Genomic DNA, 25,865 nt, shown 5'->3' with positions numbered 1-25,865 from the left:
AGCGTTAAAGTAATTTAGGATGGACACTTCACCCCTGCTAATTGGCTTTGCTTTCGGGTTTTCGCTTTTCGCATTTGTAAGCATGACCTCGTTTATAAAACTATCTGTTGTTCTAATGATCACGCGACAAGCATTAGGTATGCAACAAGTCCCTTCCAACATGATCGTAATGGCGCTAGCCGTATTTCTATCCATATTTGTTGCTTGGCCAATCCTGAATCTGGCCGTTTCAAACGCAATACTGGTTGATATTGATGTATTGTCGGCAAGTTCAGTCCAGGAAATATGGACCGCTGTCATTAGTCCATTTCACGCCTTTATGACCGAACGAATTGATCCCGAACAAGCAACGTATTTGGCATTGATCGCGACCGAACTTTGGGCGGATGCTGGAATCGTTGGACAGGAAACTGACTTAGTTATCGTGATACCATCTTTTATGGTGTCGGAACTAACCAGCGCTTTTGAAATTGGCTTCTTGATCTATCTGCCATTTGTAGCAATCGATCTGACGGTTACCGGGATCCTCATGGCTCTGGGTATGCAGATGGTACAGCCTAATATCATCTCGGTTCCTTTCAAATTGCTCGTCTTTGTTTTTGTCGACGGCTGGAGCAAGTTGGTTGAGGGGCTCATCATGACTTACATAGGTTGAGTTGATGGATCAGTCTGTGTTGCTAAGTCAGCTTCTGACCTTCATGACCGCAGTTGCGGTTCTGGCCGGGATACCTTTGGCAGTTGCAACTGCTGTTGGGATAATAATTTCTTTCATTCAGGCAATAACACAGATCCAGGATCAAACCCTGTCGCAAACCTTTAAAATCGCAGCAATTGCGGTTGTGTTGATCTCTTTCGCCCCATTCCTAACGGCCCCCCTTCTCAACGCGACAGCGGAAATATTCAATTCGTTCCACTCGTTGGCACCATGAGCGAAAAAATTGAAACACTGATTGGCCTGCTTCTACAGCATGGCTATCAGATAGCCATTCCGCTGATGCTTCTAACTCTGCTACGCCCCTGGGCGATGCTTTACACCTTTATCGGTTTCCAATGGGCGCTCGGTAGATCGGCTGGAATCCGATCCATTATGGCAATTGTTATTGGCCTTCCCATGATTCTGGTTCACGGATCCACACTGGAGGCCATCGTTCTGCAGCCATCAGTGTTGCCGTTTTTTGGTATCGTTTTAGCGGAATTGACCGTTGGCGCCTGCATCGGCATCCTCGCTTCACTGCCCTTTTGGTCTCTCCAATACGCAGGGGCAATTTCAGATCAGATGCGTGGTGAAACTGATAGCGGAATACAATCGCCAGCAGGTGGCAGCATAACCACATTTGGAAACCTGTACCTCGTCATTGGATTTTTGGCTTTTGTAACATTGAACGGGTTTTCATGGCTTTTTGGTACCCTACTCAGAAGTTATCAGATTTGGCCGACGGGCCGAAACATGCCCGAGCTATCAACCTCCTCGCTTTGGTACGTCATCACATTATTCGGCGAGTCCATTTCATATGCGGTCACAATAGCGGTTCCTGCCCTTGTGGTTCTTCTTGCAATCGAACTGGTTTCGGGCATCTGTGCGCGCTTGGCACCGCGATTTGGGTTCTACAATTTGGCCTTTCTGATTAAGAACCTATGCGCCATTCTAATACTGCCTTTTCTGGTCATGCTTGTCTGGAAGAGTGCAGGCATCCAGATATTCAATAATTTTCAGGACATTGATGCGTTAAAGTTTCTGATTGATGAGTGAATCAGAGGAAAAAAAACACCCCGCGAGTCAGCAAAAGCTCCGAAAGAAACGCAAAGAGGGTTCGGTTCCGCAAGCCACTTCATCGGTTGGCGCGCTCTCCGCAGCGGCCCTTTTGATAATACTGCTTTCGCTAACAGCTTCACTGTTTCATAGCGCGGTAACCTTGTTGGAACTTCCCGCACTGCTCATTAGCGATCATATCGAAGACACAATCCAAATGGCTTTTGTGCTTGTCTGGCAGCAAATGCTAAAGGTGCTCCTGCCTCTTATCCTGGCCACACTATTCATTGCGATTGTTGGGTCACTCGTCTTCAACGGTGGCATTGTTTTCGCGATGAAGCCCGTTGTGCCGGACCTGAAAAAGGTATCGATGACGTCCGGGTTCAAACGTGTCTTGGGAAAGCGGGGCTGGATAGAAACTGGCCAAACATTTGTGATGCTGGCCACGTGGTTATGCTTCGCCACATTTGTAATGTCGCTACACCTGCCAAACCTGTTTATCAGCAGCGAATGCTCCAGTGCCTGCCAAAGATCCATCACATTCCCGCTGTTTATAAGCTTGATCCTTGGCGCGATATTTTGGTTTCTTCTGTCTGCTGGCTGGAACCTCGTTATCCAACGCGGCCTTTTTCAGCATGAACAACGCATGACGGAAACAGAGGTCAAGCGAGAGCGTAAAGATCAACATGGCTCTCCAGAAATGCGGAAGTACCGGAACATTGCGAGACACGAGGTGATGTCGTCTCCGGGTACCCGCTTCTCACACCACGACGCGACAATTGCTTTCGTTTCAAACATCGGCGTGGTCGCCATCAACTTTGATCCTCCGCAGCAGGGGCTTCCCCGTTTGGTGGCAAAAGCACGTGACCAAGACAAAATGGACACCCTGCTACTTGCACTAAAGGCCTCGGGCACACCCATTTTTGAGAGCTATGATCTGGTTGCCAATGGTCTGCGCAAATCGAAATCTGACGTCTTTGATGTCCAGCATTTTCCGGAATTTGCCCGCTACTACGCCATCCAGCTTAAATCCAAGGGTCTTGGCGGTCCGTTGTAACCTCTCCCGATACCTGCATCGGCTGAGTACTACGGAGATCTGATGCGGGGCCTTCCGCAATTAACCGAGGGGTCACCGGCACTCGTCTTGGTAGCGAAGCCAATTCAAGGTTTTCACAAAACATCACATTATGGCGATCAAGGATAAGGCTGTGCCATCAGTTCAATGTGTATGAATGGAAATGACAGATGAACCAAGTAGTCCGAAACGGAGAGACCTCGCAGCCCGAAGTGATGGCAAGGGGATCCACCAGCCAATCTCAGGAAGAAGCAGCGGCAAAACTGAAAATAGAAATTGATCAGGCGACGCAAAGCGCAAATGGCGAAGGGGGATCTTCCAAAGCAAAGGTCATTTCTTTTTCGGGGACTGATGTGCAGTCAGAAGACGGTTCGCCCCAGTCGCCACCTAATTTCAATTCCTTTTTGCGTGAAGCACATGCGGCCTTTAGCCCGCAGGGACGTTTCAAGAGCGTGCTGTTGTCAGGGCACCGCTACACGGACTGGGAAGATTTGGTGAATAGCTTAGATGCAGATGGGATACATTTTTCGAAATCAGGGATCACAGAGAACATAGGGACATCAACAACCGCCGCCATTTTGACCTTTTTGTCAGATCCCACGCCCAACGTAAGCGCCAACCAATTGAAAGATCTGACGGACAGCGGCGTGATTAAATTTGAAAACGGCTCACTTCACATTGACGTGTCAAAGGCTGGACATGCTCAATTGGAACGCCTCGTTGTTGAAACACAGAAGTTAGACGACGGAACAAGCAACGCCGAACATCTTAACAAAATCGACCCATTCCTGCGCGGCCACATCAGCATGCAGGCCAAAAAAGCCCTTGGCCTTGACCAAGTAACTGAGGGCGATGGGGGAGTGGTTTTAAAAATGACCTTACCCGAAGGGACAAACATCTATGATCCAGGTCAAATAACCAAGGCGCTCAACGACGGCCTTATTGTTGTCGACAAGGATGGGTTCAGTATTGGTTCGACGTTAAGATTGCCTGTGAACCAAGAAAAACGCGCCCGTAAAACGGGCACTCTTAACGCTCGAATGGACGTTCTTAACGACTTATACAGCGCTGCCGGAAATATTCACGACAACTCAGGAGTGACCGGAAGCTCAACAACGTCTGACAACACTTTGGTAAACTCCTCCAAGCAATTTTTCACAGACTATTCCACTTTCGGGGCGAAACTAAACGAGTATGTTCGCCTTGCTGAACACTCAGAGGTTCCAGTCGGAACTGGCGAAAAACTGAGACTTAAGGAAATCATGAAACTTGCAGACGGCGAAATTCGAACGGGCCTGCGACAGTTGGTGGAATTGGGTCAGCAAAATGCACTGAACGTAGCAAATGATGTTCCTGAAATTCCACCAGAACCTTCGCTTTTTGGTGCGATTTTTGGCGTATTCGCCTCGGCCGGATTTGTAACTTCTGGTGGAGCAACGTTGCTGAAAGGGATTGATTTCGCGTCGTCCACAGGAATGGCTGGCTCGCTTTCCTCCCTTGCGTCATCATCTTCGGGGCTGTCCAACTGGTTTGGCGGGGGCGGAACCATTAAAGGTCTTGAAGACAAACTGCGCGCTGATTTTGGGGAAGAGACTTTTGAAACCGCTGGTCAGGCGGTCCATGGGTTTCGACGGGCAGCCAGGTTTTTTGCGGAAAATGACATGGCCAAGGAATTTGTAAAAATTAAGTCCTGGGGCAAAGGGACCAAGGAAATTGGGATGCGAACTTTCCAGGAAGGTATTGCATCGCAAGTCTTGTGGGATTTCACCCAAAATGGGTTCTATAAGGGGAACCTCAAACGCCCGTCTGCTGGAATTACCCGTGATCAATTTATGGAGCACGATGACAATTTTCGCCTGTTGGAATCTATGGGATGGAATGTTGAATTTAGAGGGACCAGTCACAACTGGTTCAAGGAAGATAAGAAGCGTTACGCCCAGATAAACGAAAAAATTAGAAATGGCGAAGAGTTGAGCAAGTATGAAAACGCGTATTGGCGAAATGAATACGTTCAGATGTACATGTGGAGGGACAAAGGCGTTGGCTTGGCAAACGAAAAGTACTTTGATGGCTCACGTGGGCGGCAACTTCGAACCGGCGATCCAGACTCTCACCATACCAACTATAAATCCTTTAATAAGGATGTTAAAAGCGGATATGCGCAAGAGCTGCTGGACAATGATGAGCTTGTGAATGATGCTATGCGCTTTGACACGGCGGACTTATTCAACCCTGCACTTACCCCAAAACCCGCAGATCCCCCTTCGTAACCAAAACGAGGCAAGCGGCCCAATCACATCTGGACGAAGAACCCCTGAGCTCTCGCTAACGTGCACAGGTCAATGGGCCGTTTGTTTTAAGAGATAAAATGGACACCCTGCTACTTGCATTAAGGGCCTCGGGCACACCCATTTTTGAGAGCTATGATCTGGTTGCCAATGGTCTGCGCAAGTCGAACTCTGACGTGTTTGATGTCCAGCATTTCCAGGAATTTGCCCGCCACTACGCCATCCAGCTTAAGTCCAAGGGTCTTGGCGGTCCGTTGTAACCTCTCCCGATACCTGCATCGTCTGAGTACTACGGAGATCTGATGCGGGGCCTTCCGCAATTAACCGAGGTGTCACCGATACTCGTCTTGGTAGTGATGCCAATTCAAGGTTTTCACAAAACATCACATTATGGCGATCAAGGATAAGGCCGTGCCACCAGTTCAATGTGTAAGAATGGGAATGACAGATGAACCAAGTAGTCCGAAACGGAGAGACCTCGCAGCCCGAAGTGATGGCAAAGGGAACCACCAGTCAATCTCAAGATGAAGCGGCGGCCAAACTCATGGCCGACATTGATCAAGCTAAACAAAGCATCGGCAACAAGGGGAAACCCAGTGCGACGAAGGTAGTATCTTTCTCTGGTACTGATGCAATGCCAGTACCAAATTGGCCTGAAGTGCCCCCAGTCGCCGATTGGCTTGCAGAGATAGCCGGACCTAAAGACTATTCCATCGACGATCTCTACGCTGCGACATTCTATGATGTAATGGACGCCAATGCTAAACTGAATTGGGTACAGCCTACTGGGGATACTGGGGATGTGCCGGATTTTATTTCCTCCACGATCAAGGGGCTTCCGGTGATATACCATGGGCTCTACCTCAGTTCCTTGCTTGGATCAGATGGTCAGGCGAATGGTGCAGCTTTGAAAAAGTTGGTGGATCGTGGAGTAATATCCGACCCTACAAAAGGTTCGCTCACCTATGATTTGAACAAATTCTCAAACAAAGAAGTTGAACTGCTGCTACGAAACTCCTCGTCAATGAAATCGGGCTCAACCTCTTCTGAGAGTTTCAATTCTAATTTGAATAGGTGGCGCCAAGAAACCAATGAGGGTGTCATTCCAATCGGCGAAAGATTTCACTCTAAGTTGAGTGAGGAGCTTGGGGTGGACCAATTGAATCATGGGATATTGGCTGAGATCCTCGATACATATATTCCACGAGGGAAAACTCTTTATTCCCAAGGCGTTATTAGCACGCTCCTTGATGAAGGTCACATTGAGATCTTTAAGGGCCGTGTTTTGCCATCCAAAGCCATTGAAAAAGAAGTTTCCAAGGACAGGTATGACCTTTTGCAATTAGTACATTCCGATGCCGGAAACATACACGACGGCTTGGGCCTATCCGGGGATTCGCAAACTTCCGACAATAATCTTGCGGATTCAGCAGAACAGTTCTTTATGGATTTCTCTACTTTTGGTGCGTCTCTTGGCAAGTACATTGATAGTTTTCAAAATTCAAGCGTTCCTATTTCAAATGCTGAAAAGAACCTGATGAATGACACCATGGTGGATGCAAACAATGGTATTCGCATGGGCCTAGAACAGTTGGTAAAACTGGGACAGCAGAATGCCCTTAACGTTGGAGAGGATGCACCAACCATTGAGACTCCGTCGCTATTGGGGGCAATGCTTGGCGTGATGGCCTCAGCCGGATTTGTAGCTTCTGGTGCAGGAACTCTGAAGAAAGGAATTGACTTTGCGTCGACCTCTGGAATGGCTGGCTCGATTTTCTCCCTTTCGTCATCATCTACTGGGCTGTCCAACCTGCTTGGCGGCGGCGGAACCGTTGAAGGTCTTGAAGACAAACTGCGCGCTAAGTACGAAAAAGGAACATTCGAAAAAACAGGTTTGGCGGTTTTAGGATTTCGTAAGGCACATGACTTTTTGGGACGAAACGGGTTTAGGGATCATGTCGACACTATTGAATCCTGGAATAAGGGGACGCAAGAAATTGGAATGCGAACATTTCAGGAAGGTGTCGCCTCAAACACCTTGTGGGGTCTCAGTCAGAACGGAATTGGCAGGTCGAATCTCGATGGCTCAAAAAAGCAGATTAGACGACAGGATATTCATGAAAATACTGACACCTTAATGTTGTTGAAGGATGCAGGTTGGGACTACAAGATTATTCCCCTCCGCGCTTCCGATACTTGGAAGCAATCCGATTGGGAAACTTCTCCTTCTTGGATGCCGGCTAAACCATTTGATAGATTTGAGGACGCTGAAAAGCACATCCTTCAGAATAAGGGTACGCCACGTCACTACGAAATTTATGATAGTGAGCATGTGCAGCTCTCAATCTGGCGTAAAGATGGTTCTGGGCTTGCAAATGAAAAATTCTTTGACGGCACTCGCGGTCATCAAATTCGCACCGGCGAGATAGGCTCAAACAAAACCAACTATAAGTCGTTTAATAGTGATGTTGAGAGTGGATACGCACAGGAACTATTCGACGCAAAACAACTTGTGAAAGACGCTCTGTATTTTAATCTGGCAGATCTTTTAATGCCGTCAGGTACCCCTGTACAAGCAGATCCCCCTTCGTAACCAAAACGAGGCAAGCGGCCCAATCACATCTGGACGAAGAACCCCTGAGCTCTCGCTAACGTGCACAGGTCAATAGGCCGTTTGTTTTAAGAGATAAAATGGAAACCCTGTTATTTGCATTAGAGGCTTCGGGCACACCTATTTTTGAGAGCTATGATCTGGTTGCCAATGGTCTGCGCAAATCGACATCTGACGTGTTTGATGTCCAGCATTTTCCGGAATTTGCCCGCTACTATGCCATCCAGCTTAAATCCAAGGGTCTTGGCGGTCCGTTGTAACCTCTCCCGATACCTGCATCGTCTGAGTACTACGGAGATCTGCTGCGGGACAGTCCGCAAACAACCGAGGGGTCACCGACACTCGTCTTGGTAGCGACGCCAATTCAAGGTTTTCACGAAACATCACATTATGGCGATCAAGGATAAGGCCGTGCCACCAGTTCAATGTGTATGAATGGGAATGACAGATGAACCAAGTAGTCCGAAACGGAGAGACCTCGCCGACCGAAGTGGCGACAAAGAGATCCACCAGTCAATCTCAGGGCGAAGCCGCGACAAGACTGATGGACGAAATCGACAAAGCAAAACGCCATTTAGAGATAAGAAGACCTAAAACAGGACCTTTCGAAGATAGTAAAATCTATCTAACAAAGGATATTTACAACTTTCCCTACACTGGTGTGATGGATGGTTACGACCGACTATTGGAGGCCGGGGCTAAGTTTACAAAGCCGAGCCACGACATCCAGAAAATTGTGGGGCAAAAGGAATGGATACAAAATGGCCTCTATATGACCACACTTTTCGGTTCGGATCGTGGCGTTACAGGGGACAAACTTAAGAGTCTGGTGGACCGGGGCGCCATTTCCGACCCAAGCAAAGGGCCAATCACTTTTGACCTTAACAATTTCACAAATGATGAGGTCGAGCTTTTAGTCCAAACGTCTGTTGCGATGGGCAAAGGCGGCGGGCCAGGCGGGCACAGAACGGCTTCTGGGCAGTTTAATGATCGTATGCGCCAGAATGGTTTTGGTGATTTCGATTCCAAAATCGTACACTTTGATTGGAATTTTCGCGAGAACATTGGGGCGCTGGATATTTCACATGGCAAACTGGGTAAGGCGATTGATAACCATGTCCCCAGAGGGAAAACCCTTCATTCAGATGGTGTTATCAGCGGTCTTTTGGAACAAGGTCACATTGAAGTGCACCAAGGTCGAATTTTGCCCTCGAAAGTAATCCTTCAAGCGATTGCAGATGGTAAAATTGATGACCGAGAGGACGAGTTGGCTGCCGTTTCACGCAAAGCAGAAAATATGTTTGATGCTATCGGCTTTAGCGATAGCTCAACGGTATCCGACCAGAACCTTGAAGTCTCCATGGATCGTTTCACTGACAACTATGTTGAACTGATGAAGAGCATAGGAACCTATACTGATCTTGTCGAAAGAGATGGCGTCCCCTTAACAGAGAATGAAAAAGACCAACTGGTCCGCGCGATGGCATCAGCCAAAAAAACGTCTGAGAAAGCTGGCTTGCATCTCATGGAACATGCACAGCAAAACTCAATCAATGTTTCAGAAGATTCACCCCAACGTCCAGAAACAGGGAGCACATTTGCACTGTTCGCTAGTCTTCTTGCAGGTGCCGCATTTTCTTTTGCGGGCGGCGCCGGCCTTGGCCTTACAGCTCTGGGTGGCGTCGCTGCGGCAGGCAGCAGAGGAAAATATGCAATGGCGGTAGCACGTGACAGCGTGAATTTGTTAGGATCAGTTTCTTCTCTCAGCGGGTCCTCTGCAAACTACGTATACGCAAAAAACCACAGTGGTGTGAAAACCCTGGAGGACGCCATGCGAAGAGAATTGGGTGATGATTTCCTGGTCTCCGTTGGCGAAGCTATGATTGGAGCCAAGAAAGCAACCGACTTCTTCAACAAAAATGGCATGTCCGATGCTAGTACTGACTTTGGCAAAACGAACAGAGGCGTCCAAAAATCGCTGGAGTACTCGGTTCGTGAAGGAAACTCAGCCAATGCACTATGGCACCTAACACAAAAACCCAAAATCAATAAATTCGAAAACAAAGAATACCAGAATATTGTTCACGATTACTCCAAGAATTATTTCTTAGGTGCGCATTACTATTCTAATCAAGAACATTTTGAGGCGCTGAAAGCGTCGGGGTGGGACGTTGATGTAAAGGTCGAGACTGGTCGCCGTGACAGTATAGTCTATCCAGCGTGGTTAGGAGATAATGATGACGATCCTTCGGAATTCATCGCCCCTCTTGATGCCAATCTAAAACAAAAGATGTTGAATGACCCATCCAGCGTCAAATACGAAGACCTGAACGAGGACCAGCGTTACTTGGTAGCAACCGCCCTGTACCAAGTTGTCATCAAACAGAAACCAGGCCAACATTTGACCAAGGTTAAAGATGGAACTCACCTAAGGACAGGAACAAGACAAGGAAGAGACGGTATTCAAGACCTACGTGATGATGTCAGAAACAACTTTTCTCATGGAGTTCTTAGCCGTGAAAAACTTGAAAAGCTAATAGAGGATGCTTGGGTACAGGCGCAACCCCCTGACTTGATTCCTTGAAAATTAGAACAAACGGCCATCCAACGTTAAGTCAACACGTACACTAGATCCCCTCTGTGTTCTTGCTGCCTTACACGGGTCAATAGGCCGTTTGTTTTAATCTGGGTTTACCCCCTACCCGGCATCCCACGTACTACTCAATAGTTCGCCGGTTAACGTCGCTGCTGATAGGTAGCGACGCGCAGAACTGTTTTGCAAAAAGTGATCCACCCTCGCAGGGCTTTTGATGGAAGTTGGAAAAACCCATTTTCAGCTTCACCTGCGAGGTCCACGCAATGAATGACGTAACCAGTATCAAAACAAATGACGCAGCCAAATCAGGCAGCTCGGTCGAAGAGGCAGAACAGGATCTGGAACGACTGATCAACGATGAAAAACAGGTTGACGCAGAACCAACCAAGCAGCCCAAAGTCCAGTCGCACGCTGCCACCACTGACAAAGATCGCTTCACACCAAAAGATCCCGAGTCAACCGAAGAACCTGTTCCCCTGACCTGGAGTAAATTAGCGGGCGATATCATCAACGCAGCAAATGAGAAGAAGTTTGAGGAAGTCCTGACAACAGACAAAAGCTTTCGAAACTGGGAGACCGTGATTACGAGTCTTGAAAAAAAGGGACTGGAGTTTTCAGATACGGGCGCAACTGGGTCTGGAAAACGCGCGGTGACAACTGCCGTTTTGACCTACCTTTCTGAACCCGGATCCGAAGTGAACACCAGCCAACTGTCTGAACTGGTCGACCAGGGCGTTGTGAATTACCAAAAAGGTAAACTTCATGTCGACTTCACCAAAGCCGAGCCAGAACGATTAGGGCGCTTCGTCCACAATCTTCAGAGATTACCCCAGGGAGAGAGCGGTTCGTCTTACTTGATGGATTTAGCCGCTCCCATCGGGAGGGCATCCGCGAATTGACAAGTGAAACCCTTGGGCTGGACGCTCTGACAAAGGGAGATTCAGGTGTAATTATTAAAGACAAACTACCTGATGGAGAAAGCATTTACGACTTTACGAATTTCAGTAAGGCCATCAAGAATGAAGAAATATCAGTTTTAAGGGGCGGATTCGAAATTGGACCAGAATTGAAACTGCATGTAGTAAACGAAACGAAGCGCCGCGAAACTGAGGACCTGACCGATCGGAAATTGCTTCTCGGCGAGCTCTACAGCGATGCCGGAAACATTTACGACAACACAAGCGTCAACGGTGATTCTGCTACGTCAGACGATAACTTGCTGGCCAGCTCTAAACAATTTTTCAATGACTATTCAACGTTTGGGGCAAAGCTAGGTGACTATGTTCGTGCGGTTGAAGATTCAGAATTTCCAATCACTGCAGAAGAAAAAGAAAAACTTGTGGAGATCATGGGAAATGCCGATGGTGAAATTCGAAGCGGTCTGCGGCAACTGGTAGAATTGGGTCAGCAAAATGCACTGAACGTCGCAAAGGACGCACCTGAAATTCCGCCAGATCCACCGCTATTGGGTGCAATAATTGGTGTAATTGCTTCCGTCGGATTTGTGGCATCCGGTGGTGCGGGGCTGGCGGCAACGATTGGTTTTGGTTCAGTCACAGGTATGGCCGGGTCTTTGTCTTCCCTTACAGGTTCTGGGTTAGGATTGGGCACACTTCTTGGGAAAAAGTCATCTGTTAAAACCATCGAGGACAAGCTCAGGGCAGATTTTGGAGGGGACCACACCTTTCAGGCTGCCGGGTTAGCCGTTCAAGGTTTTCGAGAAGCCTCGAAACTCTTCTCCGAAAACGGGATGCGTGACCAGACCGAAACTCTTTCTGCATGGGGCAACGGAACCGCTGAAATTGGCATGCGTACGTACCAAGAAGGTGTCGCCGCAAACGTTTTGTGGGGCCTTACCCAGAAGGGGTTCGGACGGTCTAACCCTAAAAAGCCAAAGGAACAGATTAGGCGTCGGGACATTTTAGAACATATCGACGCCCTCAACTCATTGAAAGATGCTGGCTGGAACTACAAAATTGTTGGCCATCGCAGAACAGACGACATCTCAAGGTCAAGCGATGGATCTGTTGACATAAACTTCGAAGATTATGAGTGGAAGGTTTCTCAAGACACGGCTAGCCCATTTGAGCGCACTCGCTACCTTGACGAGCACGCGAATCTCTCGATCTGGCGTGAAAACGGCTCTGGACTTGCGGTCGACAAAATTTTTCAAGGTCCGCGTGGCTACAAGTTCCGAACCGGAGGGCTAGCTCGCAAATCAGACTCGTACTATAAATATTTCAACGAAGACGTGAAAAGTGGATATGCTCAAAATCTTCGAGACCCCACTAAGCTTGTTAACAGTGCAGTCAGGCGAACAATTCCCGGTCCAATATTCCCATGAGCGGCCCTGCGTGAGTTGTCCAGTTTGAAATTTAAAGCAGGGTTAGTCTTTGCCCCATCGGACTGACAGCCGCTGGAGCCGGTGGGTGGCGGCAATGTTCTTGCTTAGCCAAGCGACCCTAGCTTTGAATTTCTAAACCTCAGACACCTCCTTCAAATCAGCCAAAGTACAATCTGCCTGCTCTGAATTCAGAGCAGGCTTTTTGCATTTCAGGGCTTCAGTTCGCGCAGTATCCAAGCTACGGGTTCCTCCATCTGTTCAACCACCTCTCAAAAGAACCGAATCAAGCCACGTTCCGAACGACACGATCCCCCATGCCTGTTCTTTTCACGGTGATTTCCTGCTTTCAATCCGAAGCACTTCACATATTAATTAGTTAATTTCAGTCAGTTGAGAATCTGCAGAAAACCTGCCCATGACCCCAAAAATATCTGATATTTAACTGGGCATGGGTACTTTCACAGAAGATCGAAATCCACCCTTGAACAGGGTCGCATATAACGCGCACCCCACGACCGTTTTGAGCAAAAACAGGTTTTTGCAACAGGTGTTAGAATTGCACATTATCACGGTACGCTGGTTTTCAAAAATTGGATTTAGAATGAACAATCTGTGGGGGCACCCCTTAGAGGGGAACTAGTAAATGACAAAAAATAAGAAACTAATACGTGTCGTTGTTGCAGATAGTCATGACATTATTCGAACAGGTATCGCCAGTTGTTTGGAAGAACAGTGCCCGGTCACAATTGTAGGCCAGACCTCCAGCGGATTTGATACGCTCAACACCTGCCGACGCGAAGATCCGGACCTGTTGATCATGGATCTTTCGCTCACCCGGCCGACAGGTATGGAAACCTTTGAAAAGCTTCGGGAAAAAAACAGAGACCTTAAAATTCTTCTGATGTCGTCCGACGCGGACCCAGCCAGCGCATTTCATGTTTTGGCTAAGGGTGCCGTTGGTCTAATGCCTAAACAGGCAACCTGCGGCCATTTTGCACATGTTGTCGGATCCATTATTCAGGGGTATTCTTGCATTCCCCTTGAATACCTGAGCCAAATTGTTGATCTGCAGCAACGGGCACACAGGACAGGCAATCTGTTTGGTCTTTCTCGCCGAGAAATTGAAGTGCTTGAAGCCTGTTCAGATGGGGCAAAGTCAAAAGAAATTGCCCAGCGGTTATCTATCAGTGTGCGAACGGTAGAAAGCCATCGCAATTCCATCTACAGAAAATCTGGTCATCGTTGCTTGGAAACACTTGCCCAAACCCTAGACTACCCTCCCTGTGTCGCTGAATAGAACTGTAGGATCATGACAGCATTCAAGAATTTACGATCGGATTGGTTATCAGATGCAATCTCTATTCCAAAGCACTTGTTTCGTTAACCGGGTGAAGGCGCAGATTTGAATTTTCAACGACAAATACGCAGTCGATTTGGTAGTTTTCACAAGTCATCTCAGTACTTTCCGTATTATTCTTGCCCCACCTCGGTCGCTAACCTGGGAGGAAAAGGAAGAAGAAGATGCAATTCTCTTTGAATGTTCGAGGCGATCAAATCGGCACATACTCCAACTTATCGGGAAGTGGAAATGGAACGGGACGCGTCATAACACTACAAGACGTAGAAGCCTTTGGCTCCAGTTCTGATGTGTACACGATCTTGGTCGAGCAAGTATCTGCTGGTGCAGAGGAGTTCGAAAATGGGCAATGGATTACCATTTTCGATGCCGACAACAATATCGTTGTACCCCGCATCAATGTTCAGCCTGACGAGGAACAAGGGCACTCGGCTGGTGATGAACATCTTGTAATCAATTCAATGCGCGTCGTCATCGATCTTGGTGGCGTTCCGTCTGGCCCCCAAACTGTTCAATTTTCCGAAGCTGACCAAAATGCAGACTTAGCTGTTGGCGACAACGATGGAAATCTTGACTTCATGGATTTTCCCTGCCTCGCGCTTGGGTCCTTAGTCGAGACCGAACACGGTATTGTACCGGTAGAGGAGCTACGAGCAGGACAAAACGTGCTGACGTCAAACCATAAGCAAAGTCGCATCAAATGGATCGGGAGCAGAACAGTGCAATTTCCCAAGAATGGGGACTATTCCACTCGGGCCCCAATCTTATTCAAAGCTGGATGCCTTGGGGAAGGAAATCCAAATGATGATTTAGTTGTTTCTCCGCATCATAGGTTTCTACTAACTGGCCAAGTTGTTGAAGCGCTATTTGGATCCAGTGATGTGTTGGCACCTGCAAAGGGTTTGATAAACCTTCCCGGAGTGCGCCAGATGATCGGGAAAAGAAAGGTTACCTATTATTCCGTCCTTTTGGAGCACCATTCAATTGTGAAAGTAAACGGCACACTTGTTGAAAGCTTCTTCCCAGGAAAACAAGGCATGTCGACTTTGGACGCTGAGCAACAACGCGAGATATGTGAAGTCGTTCCAGGCATCGTCCAGTGGGGGGCAACGGCTTATGGATCAGTGGCAGCAAAAGTTCTATCAGTAGCCGAAACCAGAAAACTCACATTGGTTGCCGATGCAAAGACGCTTACAACACGGTCAACAACACGCCAGCTTCAAGCTGAAGAAATCCCCATAACCCAATATGACGATCTGTCCCGTTTTAGTAGTCAAGTTTGAAAGCTAGTGTATGGTTGACGTTTGGCTCATCGGGGCGATAGGCGCTCGGGCGGACAGCTATTCAGATCATATTGAAAATATTTGCTATTGTTGGAATAGTTGAATCTGCATTCCCATGTGCGCTTGAGGTGCTGAAATGGATAGACGTAGCAAAATCGGATTAACGTAGTTTCATGTGATTATGGGGCGCCTAGTACAGAACTGGACCAAGCTGAGATTTGATGTGGTACTTTATGAGGTATTCCTGCGGCGCATCTTGATTTTACTGTTATAAAACACCTAATTAAGGAGTTCTATCGGCGGACTTCGTCTCCGCCAGAAACCCTAAATTTTCTCAATTAATACATATGGTTAGGGCTTATTGCCGTCTTGACGCCCCCCAATTTGACCGCCATTTTGAATTTGTTAACTTGCTGGTTTGATACGAAATCTTTGAAACGGTCGTTCTCGAAATCACAAATGGCAACTTCGATCTTTTCCCAGCTCAGAAAGGTTGGTGGGGCAGCGCATTGGCTTGGGCCTTTAGCTTTTGTTGCTGTGACGTCTTTATATACAGCGTCTTATAGCACGCTGACGCATTAGAGCGTATTGGTTGTGGTTGGAGATGTACTAGCCGTTTCGCTGTGCTGCGTCTGAACGACCATATGCACCGGGGTTTTAGTATTCAGCCAACCATCCCAGCCAGTGTACTTTTTTGCGAGCGATACCAAGCTTGGTCATACCCGACGCCCACACCTATTGCCTGCACAAGTGCCTTGGTGAGCGGCAGGTATTCAGGCATTGGCTTGATGTGGGCGCGGATCTGTCAGGGCGTCATAGTCATAAGTTATCCGACGCGTGCAATCCGCGCACGTTCGGTAAGGTCACGGAATAAGCCTTGGTGCGCCTTAAAGTCTTTGTCGGTAAAGCGAATGCGGTACATGCCCCAACGAGAATTGTATTCCAGCGCGTCTATCCGCACCGGGCTGGCGCAATAGACCGGCTGGTTCACCAGAGCGTCTAGAATGATGCGGTTGCCTTTTGCTATGATGATCTCATGCGAACGGCCATCAAATCCTATGATCTTGTAACGTGCTGGCGCGGCGTTCGTCGGCAGGTCTCGCCAAGCTTTTACGCGCAGAGCGTTTTGTGGCGGGCGGATCGTAGTAGTCTTTTTTGATGAAGTCATAGTTCGGTTTCCTGAATTGAAACCGGAACGGATCGGGGATATAGTTGCAACTGCTACAGTCGCATCGAATAGAGCCGCCGCCCATTCCGAAGGTGGCGGTTTTTCGTTATGCGAAGTTAGCTTTGGCAGTTTCCCAAGCCTCAATATCCGACAACTTCCAGCGTGTGCAGCCGGGGGTCAGGCGGATCGGCCTGGGAAACGTCGGGTCAGTCTTAAGCCACCGGCGTGGGGTGAGATGGTGGACGTTGTAACGTTCGCCAATTTGGCGGTCAGTGAGATAAGTTGCAAGCATTTGCACCTCCATAGGTTTTCTATGGGATGCATTCTGTTGCAGTGGCTTGTATAGATATAGATTTGAAATCAACCGCTTAAGCTGGTTTCAAAAATCGCCTTTCAGCCTATCCGGCTTTCCAACACCACGTGAACTGCTTAAGCGGTTTCGCCGGAAACAGTGCATGATATCTGGCTTGCAGGGGGCCACCAGCTTCGCGGCGCCGGATTTCCCCTAGGTACTCCCGCACTTGCCCTTGGCCTTGACGCCACAAAGAAGGGGCGGTTTCGACCGCTTCCAACAGCGCAAGCTGGGCAACAGACATTTTGGCTTACAACCTCGGCGTCTTTTTTCAGGGCGTGGACCTCCCGGAAGAGATTGCTGACTGGTCGCTCACCAGCATCCAAAGCCGACTTATCAAAATTTGTGCAAGGGTCGTGCGCCATGCACGCAAGATCACCTTCCAACTCGCCGAAGTGGCGGTGAACGGCAAGGTATTTGGGCAAATCATCGCCGCCATCCGCAACATCAAGCTGTCGCCGAGGCCTGCATGACGTCCAACCGACTGGAACCCAAACAAATGCGGCTCCAGAACTGTGAATTGAAGGCACCCAAACGGGCAAAAAATCAGCAAAATCGCGTGGATGAAACCCGCGACTCCTTCAAAATCGCCGGTTTTGTTGGACACTACGCTGGCAACCTTGAAAACACCGGCACAATCCTTCAAAGCCCACACATCATCAAATTACTTGGGAGATATCCGTTCAGCCAAATCAAAGCATTTTTACGCAAGACGTCAGCACGCACAAAAGAAGCGCTGGACGACGCAATAGCCCAAGCTATCGATATCGTCACACCATTCAATGCAAGAAACTAATTCACATCATGCGGCTATGAGGCAGATACTATGTGGTAGGAAACTGCTCTAATCGTCTTGCGACTGCGTCCCAAACGGCGGACAATCGACGTGATGCTTTCACGCGCAGAAAGACCTCGACAGATTTCTTCTCTTTCACTGATCTGTAAATCAAGGTAAGCAAGCATGGTAACGTTCCTGTTCCTGAGGTTTTGTCACCATTGCTCTTAGCACATCAGCAACGGAACGTTACGCTTCATCTGTGAATCTGTCATGATTTTTAATGAACACGTAATCTACCCTAACTATCTTAAATAGGCGTTATAAATTTGAATAGAAATCTCTTACATGTATACTTTTGATCGTGCCTTTTTCCAGGATCCCAGCTTACCTTATTCCTCCATCAGCTGGGCTTCTGATCTACCAATACCTGACATAAAGGACGCTCAACTCGCAGAGCGTTTGTTGAAAGCCTATGATCATACTATGGAGTTTGAGTCAAGTTTAGCCATTAACAATTCGGAAAAAATCGATAACGTTGACCTGTGGAATGCAATTTTACGTGACCACATGAACCCTCTTTGGACCGCAATTCAAGATAGAAATGCAAATGATCTTGCAAAAGAACTTAGGGAATTTGGCAAAAATTATACTTGGTTTGGGGGCATAAACTTAGGTTTGGATGGTTATTGTCACTGGGAGCCAACTGAAGAATTTGCCTCGCATCTTTATTGGGATAAGCTAGTTACCTTTGCCGTATCACTTGGAATTTTACCAGTTGAAGGTGTTGAAAACGGTCCGTCGGGAAATTGGGGCTCTAATCTAAAAGAAAATGATCCCGCCGAACTTCTGTCGAAAATAGAATCGAAAATTGGATTTCCCATCGCTAGACGTGAAGTTGCTCTGCCTACGTTCGGGTTATCAATCGATGACAGACTAATACATTACAGGCATATAAACGCGGCTTATGTGGCAAACCGTATACTTAACCTCACGCCAAAGGATACGGGAACGCCTTCAATCGTAGAAATAGGCGGTGGGCTTGGTTTAATTGCTGACTATTGTTTACAAGCCCGCCCATGCTACTACCGGATATATGATTTGCCCATTACCAATCTGTTAGCGGGTTGGTTCCTATTGAAATCTACAGGCGAAAAAAATATTGAACTCTTCGGTGAAAATAGCCCACTACAACACAAGATTTCTATTTTACCAGGTACGTCTTTGCAGCAGGGTGATTTTCAAAACGTCGATATGTTTGTGAACTTAGATTCTTTCCCTGAAATACATCGCGAAAAAGCTACACCCTATTTAGAAGAAATGAAATCGTCGAAGTTAAGTGCAAAGTTTTTAAGCGTCAATCACGAGCACCTTTTACCCTTTTCAGAAGACGGTCACCATCTAAGGGTTATGGATCTAATCGACGAAATTGGTGGATTCCAGAGCATTGCACGATCGCCTTATTGGCTGCGAACAGGTTACGTAGAAGAGTTGTATGAACGCACATGTGAAGCGTCTATGAAAACTGAAAAAACTATGTCAATTTTGGAAAAGATTAAGCGGTACTTACGCTCGTAACGATTTACGAGCCAATGAGTCTTCCTGAAAATATTTTCGAAAGTAGGTTTCTTTTTTGGGGGGGTTTCACAAGTAAGCCTTGACCTGTCGGCAGGCTAAGAATTGAGACTCCCCATTTCTCTGTTAGGCTATCCATCGCATATTTTTGATGGTGATAGCCATAGTATGCGTAGTCATCAAGCAGCACCATCGCGCCGTCTGAAAGTTTTGGCCAAAGGTATTCCAATGCAGCAACCTCTGGTGTCGCATTGTTCATGTCAATGTGGAGAAAGGCTACTTTATCAGAGCTTATTTGCGTCAGCGTTTCCGGCACACGACCTTCCACAATTACGGCACCCGCCCATTCTTTAAAATTTTCTCTAACTTGTTCTGCGTTACTCACGTAAAAACCAGAACTTAACATGTCCTTATTTTTGTCAATGAAGCCTTCCAGAACCTCCTCTTCCAGCAACTGCTGTTCGTCAGCACCGCAATAGGTGTCAAGCAAGTAATACTTTCTGGACGTTTCGTTCCAATTAAGATCCGTCATAATAGCGGATCCCATGAAACCAACGTTCACACCGCACTCGACATAATCACCTTCAACATGATACGCATGCCGTGCGGCCCACAAACACGTATGTACTCGCCAGTGCCAATTATAATTCAACCCGCCCGCAGCCTTAACACCACGATCATAAGCTTTAATGAACTTAGAATCCTGCATGAAATCGTGGTTATGCAAGCTACGAAGACCATCTTGATCGTAGAACTGTGGTTCGTTGGGCATAGAGTGAAGTCCTATTAGCTAACACGCTCGGTAATACCCCCATTTTTGGCAGGGTTCGCTCATAGAATTACGCGGCAAGTTTCATTGCGGGTGTGATGCCACCCAAAGCCATATTGGGTCGGTCGTTATTATATGTCCACAGCCAATCAGTGGCTTGCTCCAATGCCTCCTCAATTGTTTCAAAATATTCTGATCCAACCACTCGTGGCGGACCGTTCGGTTGTAGCGCTCGATGTAAGCGTTTAGCTATGATGATCTCATGCGAACGGCCATCAAATCCTGTGATCTTGTAACGTACTGGCGCGGCGTTCGCCGGCAGGTCTCGCCAAGATTTTACGCGCAGAGCGTTTTATGGCGGGCGGATCGTAGTAGTCTTTTTTGATGAAGTCATAGTTCGGTTTCCTGAATTGAAACCGGAACGGATCGGGGATATAGTTACAACTGCTAAAGTCGCATCGAATAGAGCCGCCGCCCATTCCGAGGGTGGCGGTTTTTCGTTATGCGAAGTCAGCTTTGGCAGTTTCCCAAGCTTCAATATCCGACAACTTCCAGCGTGTGCAGCCGGGGGTCAGGCGGATCGGCCTGGGAAACGTCGGGTCAGTCTTAAGCCACCGGCGTGGGGTGAGATGGTGGACGTTGTAACGTTCACCAATTTGGCGGTCAGTGAGATAAGTTGCAGGCAGAAGTTCTTTCAAATTACCTGCCCAACGCGCCGGGTTGTCGCCCGTGCGATGCCCTGCCACGGTTGCCCAAGACAGAACGGCCTCGATGCGCCCCGAAGGCGAGATGCGGTTTCGGTCTTCTCTGTCCAAATGGGTTGCAGCACGCCAAGCACGTCTTGCACGGCGATGTCTTGCACCAGCATCTTTCCAAAGGCGGGCTTGGCGTAGGTTTCAAGCGTGTTCTGCCATTGCTGGCGGTGCTTCGCATTTTTGAAGGCGCCCAGCTTGGCGGAAAGATAATTGTCAACTGCATCCGCAAAAGTCAAGCCGCGACGCTGGGCCGCTGCAAGCGCGGCCTTGGCGGCTTTGTCCTCTTCTATGGGGTCAATATCCTGGCTAATCTTGTCGCGAGCGTCACGGGCCTTTTCACGGGCTTGGGAGAGCGTGACAGCAGGGAAACCACCTAACCCAATATCGCGGCGCGCGTCCCCAACCTTCACTCGCAGCACCCAAGAACGTCCCCGCTTGGGGGTCAACTGCAGGTGAAGGCCGGGAACACCGCCCACCGAAATCAGCACGTTTCGACTCCCGCCGGGGTGCACAAGGTGCTTCACATCCAAGGCGGAAAGTTCATCTGTGACTTTTGGCATCTAGCTACCCAACAACTTACCCCACATAAACAGGGTAACTGGCTGCATATGATTGCACAAGATTACACGACACGTTGATGAAGGTAATTTTAAGTTTCGCCTATTTGCAAAAGGATAGAGTTCCGAATGCGTTTGATCGCATGTTCTTCATTGCGGGCTTCGTCTCCGCCACCATACATTAGGTTGCTTTGATTAAGTCGCCTTGGGCGGCTTTTCTGTGCGTCGGCAGAGTTTTTGAGTCCCAAAGGGGGTCTAGGTGTGCCGAATAAGATGTGAAGTTTACATGTCGCCCCGCCCCTGCACTGTCCCTCGCATTATTGATAGCGGTTTGAATTTGGTGAGCCTCCCCCTTTGAAAGGGTCCGCCCCTATTGCTAGGAAAGCGCAAACCCATTGATGGCAATTAGGAGACCAAGGCCGGAAGAGACCTTCATCACAGGTGCCATGCGCATGGTTCGTAGACGACAAAGCGGACGTCTGTTCGCTGGCAAAGTTACATCGTGATTTTAGAGGTCAGACAGAGAAATACAGGTGTTTTGCTCTAGTTGCCAATCTCATTGGGGATGACGGGTGCTGGCAGGCAACCCGGTAAACCTGCGGGCAAAACAACTCGGGCTCCTGCATTATAAAGGCGCGCCGCAACGCGGGGGCTGTCTGCAGCAAGTGTGATGCTAATCGGACCAACGGCAAGGATAGACATATCCGGATCGAGCTGATCCACAAACTCAGCAGACGGCAGCAACACGACATAGGCAGGTGCCGCATCAGTCATCAAACTGACCGCCAAAAGTATACAAAGCCAGCCTAATCCCAGGAGTGGCACAGCCAACAGGATCTGCTTAATAGTCATGGATGTGCTCTAGTCGCAGACCGGCTTCATCCAGTCCCCGCAATACATCTGCCAACTCGCTAACCTTCACCGAAATCAGGTGGCGATAATCACCATATCCCTGCCGAGCGAAGCTGTAGAGCGCTGGAGTATTGGAAGGATTAGGAGAGAGCGCTGTGAACAGGATGTCGTCATTTCCAGCAATCTCGACGAACTCAATTCCCTCCTGGGCCATTCTGACAAGGATAGCCGTGAGAGCCCGGTAGCGCGGGGTTTCGATGACAATACCATCTGGCAGCACCTTGATGAGCTTCACGTCTTTGAAAGTTGCGAGTTTGACGGGATCAGTGCCGGTCAACACCATCCGCAGAGTCAGTTCGTCCCCGCCAGTTTGTGCAACAGCAGACGCAATCACATTCGCGTAAGCCGCCTTTGCCTGATACTCGAGGCCAAGTGCCAGCTTGCGCTCCGTATCACGAACAGTCCTGCCGTCCACTGCAGACAGTGCCTCAGCATCTTCCCGAAAGTCCCACTTATACCACGGCACTTGCTGCAAAAAGAGAGCATATGCAGCCGCTTGCTCAGCAGAAAGTTCATCTGTGGCTGCCCGCTCGGCACCACGCATCCATGTTGTCACTCGACCAATCGTTTCTTCGTATGCCGCCTTCAACGCGAGTTCGAGCGTAAAGCTTGATCCGATTACATAGACCATCTGTTTGGTTGCACTGTCGATCCCGCCATGTGCGGCTGACTTTTCCGTAAGCGCGCAAAGCGAAGACCAGTAGCCGACAATGCCGCTCAAATATCCATACTCATGCGGATCACCGTTCTGGATTACTCTTCCGTAATCGTCATAAGCGTGGACGATGTGCCACTCCGGGTAGGTCATAAAGGTTCGGGATTCTATTCGGTGGTATTCAACCGGGATCAAGGAGGCATATTCTTCCCCAAGCGCCTCCCCCTGGCAGCTTGTTTCCACGTAGACAATTGGAACGGCCAGAACCATCGCCAGCAAGGCTAAGGCCAGCAGGCCGCGCTTTGTCCAACGCCAAAGGACGTTCACGCCCGTCGCTCGATGAAGAGGCCCGAAACAAGCGCAAATCCACCAAGTGCCAGATGTGGTAGGTTCGCAAGACTGCGTCCAAGCGACAGTTCCATGCCCAGAGAGGCATTCGTGAAGATGCCCATATCCAGAAAACCATAACCTGTGAAGAAACCAAAGATGCCGTCACCCAAGTATGCTGCACCGAAAAGGACAAGGAAGATCCTCGCTGCGTTGCGCGACATCAGACCCGCGATTAACGCCCAGAGAGCCGAAGCCACATGTAAAGAATCGTCGTATAAATCCAAAGCGAAGATGCCAAAGGCCAGTCCATTTTCGTCGGTCAAACCGGGAATGTAGTTGATCGAGGCTGCGATCATCAGAGCTACGAAATAGCTAATTGAGATTTTCTGAAGTTGGCTCATAGCACTCTCAAATATGTGTCCCAAAAATTATTCCGCAGGATGAGGTCAGGGTCTATGCGGCGTTTGGCATCCACGAAAGCAGGCACCTGCGGATATGCAGCTACCAATTGGTCGACCCGTGCGTGTGGGCGGTACGGCAGGTAAAAAGTGCCGCCAATAGCCACTATTCTACCGATCAATATCTCAGTCATCCGTGCCATGTCGGCTTCTGCGCGCTCTGTTAATTCTTGGCTGAAGGACATGACCGCCGCAACGCGCGGTTTAGGCGCATAAGACAGGGTGCTTTCCGCATCAGCTGCCACATAGCGCAAAGTGACATTCAAAAACTCCTGGTAAGAAGCTGGGATGACCTCTTTGCAAACCGTCAGAAACTCATTGAAGCTATCGAAATCAACAAAATACTCATGGAGTATGTCAGTCCGGTCTGGGTTTCGGTCATCAAGCGTTTTTACAGGCTCGTTCATCAGTCCGTTACGTGTAACATCTCCACCACCGAGGCTTGGTCCGATGACTGTCTCGTTCCACCAGCGGAAATCCTTCATCGGCTCATTACCGAGCTGGGCCCGGTAGATACGGCTTGCCAATATTGACATCCAACCTGATCCGCCCACTGGCGGAAGGTTTTCCTGATCTGTTGTTTTCCGATAAGTAACCAGTAATGCCTCCTCAAAAAATGCAGAACGTTCCACATTGAGGCGCCCATAGGCCATTGTGACTTCCGAATCCTGCAGGGCAGCCTGGTAGGCCCTGCTAAATTCGTCTGCCGGCATGATTTCATAGAGAGGATAGAGCCGTGCATTGGTCTCCATCTCTACTTCCAGATCCACGATCGAGCCAATCAAGCCGTAGCCGCCCATAGCAAGCCCAAATAGCTCGGAGTTTTCCGTCCGTGAACAGGTCACAAGTTCTCCGGATGGCAAGACCATGTTGAGGGAACGCACCGTCGACCCCATTGGGCCATAGGGTACTGGCCACCCATGCGCGTTCACGCTGTAGGTCGCAGCAACTCCAAAATCGTTGTTCGATTGCATAACTTTGGGCGAATAGCCAATCGGATCAAGGGCGGAAATCACCTGGGACCAGCGCGCGCCAGCATGGACACGATACACGCCTGCGTCCGTGTCCGGATCGATCACGCCGTTATCGAAAGTCATTGCGTTTCCATTCCTTGGAATGGCTTGACCACCCATGGAATGACGCGCAGCGCCAATGTTGAAGGGTCGTCCATCTGCCTTCGCCTCACGCATCTCTTTGCGCACTATCTGGATCAGGGCTTCGCCTGGGTCCTCTTTAATCACGATATGCTTATGAACAGGTGTTGCAGAAAGACCGCTAGCATCGTTGAGGATACCACTTCCCGATGAGGGCATAATCCGTTTGACCCCATCAAACACAGGTTGCTTAACACTAAACTGGTTGGCCGCGACCCATCCTGCTGCTCCACCAGATCCGAGCAGGAAAGCTCGGCGGGCAAACTTTTTCATCTAGTCTCCATTCAACAGTCGAACTTCAAATAACGACCGAATGAGTTTCCATGTAGGTAACAAGGATACAATTTATACAATATTGGCCAATTGCTTTGAGCCGACAAGTCATGAAATCCACGGTCGACGTCGACATGTCGGACACTTGGAATGAACTTGAGGTCCTTCTCCACTTTGTTTCTAGGCAGTTTTTTAATATCGGCACTCCCTTCGAACGGCAGCAAGGCGTAATCTGCACTGCGAAATTTGATCTTGCTACAAAGGGCTGATTGTGTTGAAAAACTCTGTTTTTGGCTCAAGTCGGGATCATTTTTGGCCACACAGGTCGAGTAGTTTATTTTGGCGAGGGGGCGGCCAAAACTGATCTTTGGCCTTGCTGTGCCCCTTCACGTTCTCGGAGCCGTATTCCAGTCTGACTTTCGCGCGCCACCAGAAGTCGGTGGAAAATCAACATTTTCGCAAACCGGAGTTTTTCAACACAATCGGCTGCAAACTGTCATTCGCTATGCATCACACCAACGCCTGCTGAACCAATTGAGCCGTCATCCATTGTTGCTGATCCAGCAGAAAACTTCGACCTCATCACGAAAGATGGCGTGATCTACAAAAACACCTTGGAATAGAGCCTTTCAATTCAGCTTTGAACTGATGTCTAGGATACAGACACCAGCCATTCGTCAGAGTGGTCACCAACGGTAGCCTTGGGCCGATTCTGTGGAAAAACATCGTGTTGCTGGCGCAGAAAATGAGGGACTGAACGTCGCGCGAGCGCCTTTCTTTTCAGGCTTCGCTCGTTTGCTGCGGTGCAGGAAAGATCTTGGCCAGTTT

23 protein-coding genes and 2 pseudogenes are annotated in these 25,865 nt (G+C 48.7%); 16 read left to right on the top strand and 9 right to left on the bottom strand.

Features of this window, described 5'->3' with window-relative positions; all coding sequences use genetic code 11:
- The first annotated feature begins 19 nt into the window (after window positions 1–19).
- The 13 genes from FEE96_RS22835 to FEE96_RS22775 all read left to right on the top strand — a co-directional run bounded on the left by FEE96_RS22835 (window position 20) and on the right by FEE96_RS22775 (window position 15,304).
- Window positions 20–655 carry an EscR/YscR/HrcR family type III secretion system export apparatus protein gene (locus tag FEE96_RS22835; RefSeq protein ID WP_138165449.1) on the top strand — a complete coding sequence of 212 codons (636 nt, stop codon included), beginning with the start codon at window positions 20–22 and terminating at the stop codon, window positions 653–655.
- 4 nt (window positions 656–659) lie between these two features.
- Complete coding sequence (locus FEE96_RS22830; RefSeq protein WP_138165448.1) at window positions 660–929, top strand: EscS/YscS/HrcS family type III secretion system export apparatus protein; 270 nt, start codon at window positions 660–662, stop codon at window positions 927–929.
- On the top strand, window positions 926–1,750 hold the full coding sequence (locus FEE96_RS22825) for an EscT/YscT/HrcT family type III secretion system export apparatus protein (RefSeq protein ID WP_138165447.1): 825 nt from the start codon (window positions 926–928) through the stop codon (window positions 1,748–1,750). Before FEE96_RS22830 ends, FEE96_RS22825 begins: the two co-directional genes overlap by 4 nt.
- On the top strand, window positions 1,743–2,807 hold the full coding sequence (locus tag FEE96_RS22820; RefSeq protein WP_138165446.1) for an EscU/YscU/HrcU family type III secretion system export apparatus switch protein: 1,065 nt from the start codon (window positions 1,743–1,745) through the stop codon (window positions 2,805–2,807). Before FEE96_RS22825 ends, FEE96_RS22820 begins: the two co-directional genes overlap by 8 nt.
- Before the next feature lie 188 nt (window positions 2,808–2,995).
- Window positions 2,996–5,095, top strand: a complete 2,100-nt coding sequence (locus FEE96_RS22815) for a hypothetical protein (protein ID WP_138165445.1) — start codon at window positions 2,996–2,998, stop codon at window positions 5,093–5,095.
- Window positions 5,096–5,193: 98 nt separating this feature from the next.
- Window positions 5,194–5,373 (top strand): hypothetical protein, encoded by a 180-nt coding sequence (locus FEE96_RS22810; protein WP_138165444.1) that lies wholly within the window; start codon window positions 5,194–5,196, stop codon window positions 5,371–5,373.
- Between the two features lie 188 nt (window positions 5,374–5,561).
- A complete protein-coding gene (locus FEE96_RS22805) occupies window positions 5,562–7,706 on the top strand; it encodes a hypothetical protein (protein ID WP_138165443.1) in 2,145 nt (714 codons plus the stop codon).
- 98 nt (window positions 7,707–7,804) lie between these two features.
- Entirely contained in the window at window positions 7,805–7,984 is a 180-nt protein-coding gene (locus tag FEE96_RS22800; RefSeq protein WP_138165442.1) for a hypothetical protein, read from the top strand.
- Window positions 7,985–8,172: 188 nt separating this feature from the next.
- Window positions 8,173–10,308 carry a hypothetical protein gene (locus tag FEE96_RS22795; RefSeq protein WP_138165441.1) on the top strand — a complete coding sequence of 712 codons (2,136 nt, stop codon included), beginning with the start codon at window positions 8,173–8,175 and terminating at the stop codon, window positions 10,306–10,308.
- Window positions 10,309–10,583: 275 nt separating this feature from the next.
- Window positions 10,584–11,219, top strand: coding sequence for a hypothetical protein (locus tag FEE96_RS22790; protein ID WP_138165440.1), 636 nt, complete (start codon window positions 10,584–10,586; stop codon window positions 11,217–11,219).
- Entirely contained in the window at window positions 11,216–12,664 is a 1,449-nt protein-coding gene (locus tag FEE96_RS22785) for a hypothetical protein (protein WP_138165439.1), read from the top strand. The genes FEE96_RS22790 and FEE96_RS22785 overlap by 4 nt, the downstream gene beginning before the upstream one ends.
- Window positions 12,665–13,307: 643 nt before the next feature.
- Complete coding sequence (locus FEE96_RS22780) at window positions 13,308–13,961, top strand: response regulator (protein WP_138165438.1); 654 nt, start codon at window positions 13,308–13,310, stop codon at window positions 13,959–13,961.
- A gap of 224 nt (window positions 13,962–14,185) precedes the next feature.
- Window positions 14,186–15,304 (top strand): Hint domain-containing protein, encoded by a 1,119-nt coding sequence (locus FEE96_RS22775; RefSeq protein ID WP_138165437.1) that lies wholly within the window; start codon window positions 14,186–14,188, stop codon window positions 15,302–15,304.
- An 826-nt stretch (window positions 15,305–16,130) separates the two neighbouring features.
- Here FEE96_RS22775 and FEE96_RS22770 read toward each other — a convergent pair.
- Entirely contained in the window at window positions 16,131–16,472 is a 342-nt protein-coding gene (locus tag FEE96_RS22770; RefSeq protein WP_138165436.1) for a hypothetical protein, read from the bottom strand.
- Between the two features lie 106 nt (window positions 16,473–16,578).
- Window positions 16,579–16,764 (bottom strand): helix-turn-helix transcriptional regulator, encoded by a 186-nt coding sequence (locus tag FEE96_RS22765; RefSeq protein WP_212744820.1) that lies wholly within the window; start codon window positions 16,762–16,764, stop codon window positions 16,579–16,581.
- A 272-nt stretch (window positions 16,765–17,036) separates the two neighbouring features.
- On the opposite strand from FEE96_RS22765, the pseudogene FEE96_RS22760 reads away from it, so the two are divergent.
- The 3 genes and pseudogenes from FEE96_RS22760 to FEE96_RS22745 form a co-directional block, all read left to right on the top strand.
- Window positions 17,037–17,297, top strand: a pseudogene (locus FEE96_RS22760) (transposase); the annotation flags it as partial.
- Complete coding sequence (locus FEE96_RS22755) at window positions 17,294–17,620, top strand: hypothetical protein (protein WP_212744818.1); 327 nt, start codon at window positions 17,294–17,296, stop codon at window positions 17,618–17,620. The pseudogene FEE96_RS22760 and the gene FEE96_RS22755, both read left to right, overlap by 4 nt.
- A gap of 327 nt (window positions 17,621–17,947) precedes the next feature.
- Window positions 17,948–19,177 (top strand): class I SAM-dependent methyltransferase, encoded by a 1,230-nt coding sequence (locus FEE96_RS22745; RefSeq protein WP_138165432.1) that lies wholly within the window; start codon window positions 17,948–17,950, stop codon window positions 19,175–19,177.
- A gap of 4 nt (window positions 19,178–19,181) precedes the next feature.
- On the opposite strand, the gene FEE96_RS22740 is transcribed toward FEE96_RS22745, so the two are convergent.
- The 7 genes and pseudogenes from FEE96_RS22740 to FEE96_RS22705 form a co-directional block, all read right to left on the bottom strand.
- The gene (locus tag FEE96_RS22740) at window positions 19,182–19,946 is read right to left on the bottom strand and encodes a TylF/MycF/NovP-related O-methyltransferase (RefSeq protein ID WP_138165431.1); all 765 of its coding nucleotides are present in this window, start codon (window positions 19,944–19,946) and stop codon (window positions 19,182–19,184) included.
- 67 nt (window positions 19,947–20,013) lie between these two features.
- Window positions 20,014–20,189: pseudogene (locus tag FEE96_RS22735) on the bottom strand (integrase core domain-containing protein); the annotation flags it as partial.
- A gap of 448 nt (window positions 20,190–20,637) precedes the next feature.
- On the bottom strand, window positions 20,638–21,258 hold the full coding sequence (locus tag FEE96_RS22725) for a tyrosine-type recombinase/integrase (RefSeq protein WP_138165429.1): 621 nt from the start codon (window positions 21,256–21,258) through the stop codon (window positions 20,638–20,640).
- Between the two features lie 540 nt (window positions 21,259–21,798).
- Window positions 21,799–22,107: a hypothetical protein gene (locus tag FEE96_RS22720; protein ID WP_138165428.1), complete on the bottom strand. Its 309-nt coding sequence runs from the start codon at window positions 22,105–22,107 to the stop codon at window positions 21,799–21,801.
- The gene (locus tag FEE96_RS22715; RefSeq protein ID WP_138165427.1) at window positions 22,097–23,149 is read right to left on the bottom strand and encodes a hypothetical protein; all 1,053 of its coding nucleotides are present in this window, start codon (window positions 23,147–23,149) and stop codon (window positions 22,097–22,099) included. Before FEE96_RS22715 ends, FEE96_RS22720 begins: the two co-directional genes overlap by 11 nt.
- Window positions 23,146–23,553 carry a DUF4383 domain-containing protein gene (locus FEE96_RS22710; protein WP_138165426.1) on the bottom strand — a complete coding sequence of 136 codons (408 nt, stop codon included), beginning with the start codon at window positions 23,551–23,553 and terminating at the stop codon, window positions 23,146–23,148. Before FEE96_RS22710 ends, FEE96_RS22715 begins: the two co-directional genes overlap by 4 nt.
- Complete coding sequence (locus FEE96_RS22705; protein ID WP_138165425.1) at window positions 23,550–25,037, bottom strand: FAD-binding oxidoreductase; 1,488 nt, start codon at window positions 25,035–25,037, stop codon at window positions 23,550–23,552. The genes FEE96_RS22710 and FEE96_RS22705 overlap by 4 nt, the downstream gene beginning before the upstream one ends.
- Window positions 25,038–25,865 lie beyond the last annotated feature (828 nt).

Origin of the sequence: Parasedimentitalea maritima (genome assembly GCF_005771405.1) — a bacterium.
GTDB classification, from domain to species: Bacteria; Pseudomonadota; Alphaproteobacteria; order Rhodobacterales; family Rhodobacteraceae; genus Parasedimentitalea; species Parasedimentitalea maritima.
This window is presented reverse-complemented; position numbering and strand designations above follow the sequence as displayed.